At 67.8% G+C, this 4,318-nt stretch carries 6 protein-coding genes and 1 pseudogene; 5 read left to right on the top strand and 2 right to left on the bottom strand.

Features of this window, described 5'->3' with window-relative positions; genetic code table 11:
- Positions 1–271 (top strand): annotated as a pseudogene (obgE, locus tag I6U14_RS08070) (GTPase ObgE); the annotation flags it as partial.
- Positions 272–295: 24 nt separating this feature from the next.
- Positions 296–1,420: a glutamate 5-kinase gene (gene proB, locus I6U14_RS08065; protein WP_296898326.1), complete on the top strand. Its 1,125-nt coding sequence runs from the start codon at positions 296–298 to the stop codon at positions 1,418–1,420.
- A 33-nt stretch (positions 1,421–1,453) separates the two neighbouring features.
- Here the strand turns inward: proB and I6U14_RS08060 are convergent, their stop codons facing one another.
- The gene (locus I6U14_RS08060; RefSeq protein ID WP_296898324.1) at positions 1,454–1,882 is read right to left on the bottom strand and encodes a hypothetical protein; all 429 of its coding nucleotides are present in this window, start codon (positions 1,880–1,882) and stop codon (positions 1,454–1,456) included.
- A 193-nt stretch (positions 1,883–2,075) separates the two neighbouring features.
- On the opposite strand from I6U14_RS08060, the gene I6U14_RS08055 reads away from it, so the two are divergent.
- The 3 genes from I6U14_RS08055 to I6U14_RS08045 all read left to right on the top strand — a co-directional run bounded on the left by I6U14_RS08055 (position 2,076) and on the right by I6U14_RS08045 (position 3,752).
- Positions 2,076–2,744 carry a protein-L-isoaspartate O-methyltransferase gene (locus I6U14_RS08055; RefSeq protein ID WP_296898323.1) on the top strand — a complete coding sequence of 223 codons (669 nt, stop codon included), beginning with the start codon at positions 2,076–2,078 and terminating at the stop codon, positions 2,742–2,744.
- Between the two features lie 12 nt (positions 2,745–2,756).
- Entirely contained in the window at positions 2,757–3,080 is a 324-nt protein-coding gene (locus I6U14_RS08050; RefSeq protein ID WP_296898321.1) for a rhodanese-like domain-containing protein, read from the top strand.
- A 93-nt stretch (positions 3,081–3,173) separates the two neighbouring features.
- A complete protein-coding gene (locus I6U14_RS08045) occupies positions 3,174–3,752 on the top strand; it encodes a hydrolase (RefSeq protein WP_296898320.1) in 579 nt (192 codons plus the stop codon).
- Here the strand turns inward: I6U14_RS08045 and I6U14_RS08040 are convergent.
- A partial coding sequence (locus I6U14_RS08040; protein ID WP_296898319.1) for a glycosyltransferase occupies positions 3,745–4,318 on the bottom strand: 574 nt, incomplete at its 5' end. The genes I6U14_RS08045 and I6U14_RS08040 overlap by 8 nt on opposite strands.

Below are 4,318 nucleotides of genomic sequence, written 5' to 3'. Positions count from 1 at the left end.
CTACCACCCCACCCGCGCTGCCCGGGGGCGCTGGCTGGTACTGAACCAGGTCCATCTGCTGGACGACGTTACACTGGCGGCACGGCAGACGGCGCTCTTAAAGGCCCTGGACTGGCAGGGACCGGTGTACGCCATATCGGCCACCACCGGCGCCGGCACCGCCGCACTGGCTCGCGACGTGATGGCACGCCTGCAAGCGCTGCCGCACCCGCTGCGCCAGATGCCCGATACCGATGCCGGGGACGACAGCGCCTGGCATCCGCTGGACTAGCAGCACCGCTTCCGATCGGCCGCCATGTTCCAACGTTCAAGAATCCCCGCCACGCGGCGCTGGGTGGTCAAAATCGGCAGCGCCCTCCTCACCCGTGATGGTGCCGGACTCGATCCAGACATCCTCGCCCCCTGGATTGCCCAGATGGCCGGTCAACGCACCTCGGGCCGCGAGGTGGTGCTGGTTTCCTCCGGCGCCGTGGCCCAAGGGATGGCGCGAATGGGCTGGCGGCAGCGACCGCAGGCCCTACATGAGCTTCAGGCCGCCGCGGCCATCGGCCAAATGGGGCTGATCCGGGCGTACGAGGACGGCTTCTCACGCCACGGACTGCACACGGCGCAGGTCCTGTTGACCCGGGACGACCTGGTCGACCGCAAGCGCTATCTCAACGCACGCAGCACACTGCGCACCCTGCTCGGCATGGGCGTCGTGCCAGTGGTCAACGAGAACGACACCGTCGCCACCGACGAGCTGCGCTTCGGCGACAATGACACCCTGGCCGCCTTGGTCGCCAACCTGCTGGAAGCAGACCTGCTCATCCTGCTGACGGACCAGGACGGCCTGTTCTCAGCAAACCCGCGCACGGAGCCGAAGGCGGTGCTGATCGAATCTGCACGGGTGGACGACCCGCGGCTCGACGGCGCGGCCGGCGGCAGCAGCGGCGGGCTCGGCACGGGCGGCATGGTGACCAAGCTGCGCGCGGCCAGGCTCGCCGCCCGCTCCGGTTGTTCGACCCTGATTGCCCCCGGGCGCCGCGCCGAGTGCCTGACCAGCATCGCCACGGGCACGGACGTCGGCAGCCTGCTGGTGCCTGCCCAGGAGCCGCAGGCGGCACGCAAGCGCTGGCTCGCCGGGCATCTGAGCGTGAGCGGCCGCCTGGTCCTCGACGATGGAGCCGTCCGTGCCCTGCGCGAAGGCGGCCGCAGTCTACTCGCGGTGGGCGTCGCGGCCGTGTACGGACACTTCGCCCGCGGCGAGGTGGTGGCCTGCGTGGACCGCGCTGGCAACGAGGTCGCCCGCGGGCTGGTCAACTACGACGCCCAAGACGCCATTCGCATCAAAGGACTGCCCAGCAGCGCGTTCGAAGGTGTACTCGGCTTCGTCGACGACGATGAGCTCATCCATCGGGACAATCTGGTCCTGCTGTGAGAACCGCCTCGGCAAGACCGCCGCCCGGTGACGTCAGCGGGCCACCCAGCGCCCGTTTTCCCAAGACAGCCAAAGCTGCACTACGCCCGTCTCGGGCCTTGCGTCGCCGCGGCGAATGCGCCGCTCCACGCGACAGTCGTACTGTGCGCCCGATCGATCGAGCCCGCGGCAGCCGAGCTTGACGATGTCTTCGAGCTCGATGAGCACTGCACCGCTGTCGGCGGCGCCCAGGTGCGCCTTGCTGCCGGCATTGACCGTCGCCAACATGCCTGCGTATGCGTCGTGGATCTGCGCTTCAGTGGGTTCCTCCACGGGTGCCGGGTCACGCTGTCCGCCGTCGTCTGCGTCTGGCAACGCGGCCTCCTGGCCGTGGCAGTACATGGCTGGAGCCAACGCGAGCAAGAGGCCGAAGGGCACCCGAAAAAGCCTGAGGTTGCGCCGTGATCGGCCCGAAAACATCATGATGCTGTACCGCTCGCTGATGACCCCGCGAGCTTAGATTGTAGCCGGACGGGGCGGCAGGCGCGCGCTTTCCCTCACCACACCCGGCATTTCCATACGGCATTCCCACCGCTTGCCGAAAGCGCACAAAATCCGTAGCCTGCGCGGGTTACAACCCGCGTAATTCCCAAGGGCTTTCTCGGAGAACAACCTCATGTCCTCGCCCGTCGTCACCGCCCGCTACAACATGATCGAGCAACAGGTCCGTCCATGGAATGTGCTCGACGAGCGCGTGTTGCGCGTGCTGGGCGAGCTGCCGCGGGAGGCCTTCGTGCCGGACGCTTACCAGGCGCTGGCCTATGCGGACATCGACATCCCCATCGGCACCGACACCTGCATGCTCGCGCCCAAGGTGGTGGGCCGAATGCTGCAGGCGCTGGCGGTACGCGACGGCGACAAGGTCCTGGAGATCGGCCCGGGCACAGGCTACGTGACGGCATGCCTGGCACGCCTGGGCGGCCGTGTCTTAGGCGTCGAGATCGATCCGGACCTTGCCGAAGGTGCCCGGACGCGGCTCGAAGCTATGCAATTGCGCCGGGTGGAGGTGCACACCGCCGACGCCATGGCCGGACCCGTGGACGGCGGCCCCTTCGACGTCATCGCCGTGACTGGGTCAGTACCGACGGAAGAGCCCGTGCCGATGCTCGCCCAGCAGCTTGCTCCCGGCGGGCGACTCTTCGTGATCGTCGGCGAGGACCCGGTGATGGAAGCCCGCCTCGAAACCCGAGTGGGCCCGGGCGGCGATCTGCGCCGCGAGGCGCTGTTCGAGACCTCTGTGCCGGCGCTCAAGAACGTGCCCGAGCCCGAGCGCTTCGTCTTCTGAGCACGCTGTCGCATGGTCCGTCAGGTCAACCCGAGCGAGCTCCGCGCAATGCTCGCCGGCCATGCGCCGGCGCCGCAGCTCCTCGACGTGCGTGAGCCTTGGGAGCTCGACATCTGTCGCTTGGAGGGCGCCGCGCATATTCCGATGCGCCGCGTCCCAAGCGAAGTGGATCGGCTCGACCCACAGCGCCCGGTGGTGGTGATCTGTCATCACGGCATCCGCAGCCAGCAGGTGGCCCTGTACCTGGAGCACCAGGGCTTTCAACAGGTATTGAACCTGCGCGGCGGCATCGATGGCTGGGCGCGCGACGTGGACCCCGCTATGGCCACGTACTGAGCCCTGCGCCCCAAGACGCCATATTGACACCCCCGGAGCCGCTCAGCCGCCCAACACACAGCAGGCCCAACAAGAGACGAGCGAGGTCACGTCATGAGCATTCACCAGGCCCCTATGCCGCTTTGCAACGCCGGCTTCTCGCAGCTCCTGATCATCGATGCCCAGGAGAGCCTCGCGGCAGTGATGCCCAAAGACGAGCTCGCCGTGACTGTCGCCAATATCAACCGCCTGGTGGAAGCCGCGGGCATCTTGGACATTCCGATCATCTCCACCGAGCAATACCCCAAGGGCCTCGGCAAGACCATTGAGGCCATTCGCGAGCACCTGCCGGCGAGCGCCGCACCGACGGAGAAGACCTGCTTTTCGTGCTGCACCGCGACGGGCTTCGAGCGCGCTCTGACCAGCCAGCCAGAGCGCAAGCAGGTCGTACTGATGGGCATGGAGGCGCACATCTGCATCGTCCAAACCGCCTCGGGCCTGCAACGCTGGGGCTACCAGGTATTCGTGGTGGCAGACGCCATCTGCTCCCGCCACCCTGCCAACCGCCAGAACGCGCTGGAGCGCATGCGCCACAGCGGTATTCACGTCACCAACACGGAGTCTGTTGCCTTCGAATGGCTGGGCGACTCCAGTAACCCCCACTTCCGCGAAGTGTCGCGGATGTTCAAGTAGCCGGTGCCGCGCCGACCTCCTCCAGGCACGCGTCCACCAATGCGTTGATATGCCCGAGAGCACCGCGGTTCTCCTCGATCACGCGTCGGCCCTGCTCGCCCACCCGGGCACGCTCGGCGGCATCCGTGAGCCAGCGCAAAAGGATATCCGCAAGCGCTGTCGCATCCTTCACCTGCACGAGCGCACCACGCTCGCGCAGCAGCCGCGCAATCTCTGCGAAATTGAAGGTATGCGGGCCGGCGACCACCGGCAAGCCAGCCGCGGCCGGCTCCAGCAGATTGTGCCCGCCCGTGGGCACCAGGCTGCCCCCGACGAAGGCCACATCGGCAGCGGAGAAGAACACCGCCAGCTCGCCCATGCTGTCTCCGAGGTAGACGGCGGTGTCTACCGAGCAGGCATCCGCAAGGCTGCGCCGGATGAGCTGAAATCCGCTGCGCTGCACCAGGGTCGCCACGCGCCCGAAGCGCTCGGGGTGCCGGGGTGCGAGCCCACGCAACGCGGTCGGCCGACGTGCCCGCACCACCGCGTGCGCGGCACGGACCTGCTCCCCCACGCCCCCGCGGGGA

It is taken from the genome of Thiohalocapsa sp., assembly GCF_019695415.1.
Lineage (GTDB): Bacteria > Pseudomonadota > Gammaproteobacteria > Chromatiales > Chromatiaceae > Thiohalocapsa.
This window is presented reverse-complemented; position numbering and strand designations above follow the sequence as displayed.

Bases quoted from the DNA above. Each gene is read 5' to 3' on its own strand.
- proB (WP_296898326.1), top strand. From the start codon at position 296: ATGTTCCAACGTTCAAGAATCCCCGCCACGCGGCGCTGGGTGGTCAAA.
- I6U14_RS08060 (WP_296898324.1), bottom strand. From the start codon at position 1,882: ATGATGTTTTCGGGCCGATCACGGCGCAACCTCAGGCTTTTTCGGGTG.
- I6U14_RS08055 (WP_296898323.1), top strand. From the start codon at position 2,076: ATGTCCTCGCCCGTCGTCACCGCCCGCTACAACATGATCGAGCAACAG.
- I6U14_RS08050 (WP_296898321.1), top strand. From the start codon at position 2,757: ATGGTCCGTCAGGTCAACCCGAGCGAGCTCCGCGCAATGCTCGCCGGC.
- I6U14_RS08045 (WP_296898320.1), top strand. From the start codon at position 3,174: ATGAGCATTCACCAGGCCCCTATGCCGCTTTGCAACGCCGGCTTCTCG.